The sequence below is a fragment of the Anaerolineae bacterium genome, from assembly GCA_014360855.1.
GTDB lineage: Bacteria > Chloroflexota > Anaerolineae > JACIWP01 > JACIWP01 > JACIWP01.
On the sequence record JACIWP010000361.1, the window covers coordinates 1 to 2537 of the forward strand.

Below are 2537 nucleotides of genomic sequence, written 5' to 3' on the forward strand. Positions count from 1 at the left end.
CGAAGCTGGGAATAGAGGGGGTGGATGTGGCCTGGGATGTAGGGCTGGTGCCGGCCACCCTCGCCGACGAACAGGAGCCGATGCCGGCGGAGGTCGAAGAAGCCCTGGCGGAGCTGGACCGGTATGTTTCCCCCATTCCGCCCGAGCCGCGCCAGCCCATGGCGCCGGCACAGAGAGCCAACCCCGAGGGTGACGTGAATGCTTCGGCGTGGGAGGATATGGAGATCCGCCGTAAGGCGCTGGAAAGCTGGATGCGCAGAGCAACCCCGGAAGATGCGGAGGACCTGATGCGGGAGGGTATTCGGCTGGCGAAGGCCGGCGAGACCGCACAGGCCTACGATATCTTCTCCACCGTCACGCGTCTGGTGCCGGACCATGTCGAGGCCTGGTTATGGAAAGGCGGGACCGCCCTGCATCCGCAGGAATCGGTGCGCTGTCTCCAGCGAGCGCTGGAGCTGGACCCAGACAACCCCCGGGCACGTCAGGGATTGGCCTGGGCGCTGGCGCGCCTGCAGGCGTCCGAGGACAGTCGGGAGCGGGAACTGGAATAGCGGTCTGAAGGAGGCGATATGACCTGGTATGCCGATGGAACATGGGCGGAGGCGTTGGGGGCGGTGCGCTGTGTGCGGGAAGCGCGCGCCGGCGCTCGCTCGGTCCTGGAGATAGAGGCGGAGAACGGCCGGCTGTGGGTGGAACCGCTGGGGCCGGCGGCCATGCGGTTGTCGGCACGGTGCGCCGGCGGCGAAGCTCCGGACGAGACATCGGGGCCCAGCCTCCTGGACAGACAGCCCTCGCCGGCGGTACCCCTCACGTGGGAGGAAGCTGGTGATTCCATCATCATCCACAGTGGGCAGATGGAAGTGCATGCCGAGCGCAACCCTCTACGCCTGCGCTTCCTCTTCTCCGACGGCCAGACCCTTGTGGAAGAGATCGCCGGCGGAGGGTTTCGCCGGGGCCCGGGGGTGAGGAGCTGGCATTTGCAGGTGAAGGAGAGCGAGGCCTTTTACGGGATAGGATACGCCGGCGCGCACCCGGATGCGCCGCGTTCGCTGAACGGGCGCGGCAGGGCTTGGCCTGTTTTGGCCGGCGCCAGGCCGGCCGCCGGCCTGCCCATCCTGCTCTCCTCGCACCGGTATGGGCTGGTGATGGATACTTTCGCGCGTGGATATTGGGACCTGGGGGCCAGCCGGCCGGGGGAAATTGCCTATGTGTCCCATGCCGCAGAGCTTCAGGTGATCCTTTTCACGGCAGATACCATGATGGGACTGGTGAAAACCGCTGTCACGCTCTGCGGCCGATGGCCGATGCCCCCGCTGTGGTCCCTGGGGGCGCAGTGCCTGCTGGAAGATGCCGGCGACCCGCTGGCGGTGTTGGAAGTCGCCCAACAACTGCGCTCCCATGATTTTCCCTGCGATGCGCTGGTCCTGCAGAGCGGCTGGCAGGAGCACGAAGGAGATTTGCGCTTTGACGCGCTCGACTGGTCGCTGGCCGGCGAAATCCTTCAGCGGCTGAAAGCACAGGGCTTTCACGTTATTCTCGTGGAGACGCCGCGTTTGGAGCGAGAGAGCCGGCTGTTCCTGGAAGCGGCGGAACAGGGCGTGCTGACCCGCCGGCCCAACGGACAGCCGTACGTGGTCCGGGACCCGCGGGGGACGCCGTTGGCTCAGGTGGACTTCTCCCATCCGCTTGCGCGCCAGTGGTGGGCCAAGGAGCACCGTCCACTGTTGGAGATGGGAGTGGATGGGGTGGACATGCGGGATAATATACCGCCGGCGGCGCTCTCAACCGAGGTGCTGTGTTTCCAGGGAACTTCGGCGCAGGTGCATAATGCCCTCCCGCGGTGGGCGCTGGAAGCGGTCTCCCAGGGGTGGCAGGCAGTGTCCGCCGGCCGAAGGCCTTGGCTGGCCTCCGATGCGCCGACACTGGGCTTGTCGCGCTGCGGGGCGGCGGTGTGCGATGCCGGCCAGCCGCTGAACTGGGAAACCCTCCGGGCTGTGGTGCAGGAAGCCCAGCAAATGGCGCTGGCCGGCCAGCTCTGGTGGAGCGCAGAGCTAGCCCGCGTGCCGCAGGAAACGGAGGTGGACGCGGAGCTGTTGATACGCTGGGTCCAGTTGGGCGCGTTTCTGCCGTTTTTCCGCCTCGCGGCAGGAACGGCCCTGTGGGAACTGGACGAACAGGTGCAGGGCATCCTGCGGCAGTATCTGCGCCTGCGCTATCGCTTCCTGCCGTATATCTACGGTTGTTTCTGGGAATCCTGCCGCACGGGCGCACCGATCCTGCGTCCGCTACTGCTGATATATGAGGACGATGCGGAAGCGCGGGAGATCAGCGATGAATTTCTCTTCGGGCCGGCGGTGCTGGTCGCGCCTGTTTTGGAGCCGGCGATGTACCGCCGACGGGTGTATCTGCCAGCGGGAACCTGGTACGACGGCTGGACGGAACAGCGGTATGAGGGCCGGCAGTGGGTGGAGGTGGAAGCGCCTCTGGACCGCCTGCCGATGTTCATCCGCGCCGGCGCGTTGATCCCTTTCGCGCCC

At 66.5% G+C, this 2537-nt stretch carries 2 protein-coding genes; both read left to right on the forward strand.

The genetic code is table 11. The features are described from left to right. The coding region (locus H5T60_13980) for a tetratricopeptide repeat protein (GenBank protein ID MBC7243541.1) at positions 1-551 on the forward strand (551 nt) is incomplete at its 5' end. Positions 552-569: 18 nt separating this feature from the next. After that, positions 570-2537: hypothetical protein (locus tag H5T60_13985; GenBank protein MBC7243542.1), on the forward strand; the 1968-nt coding region annotated here is incomplete at its 3' end.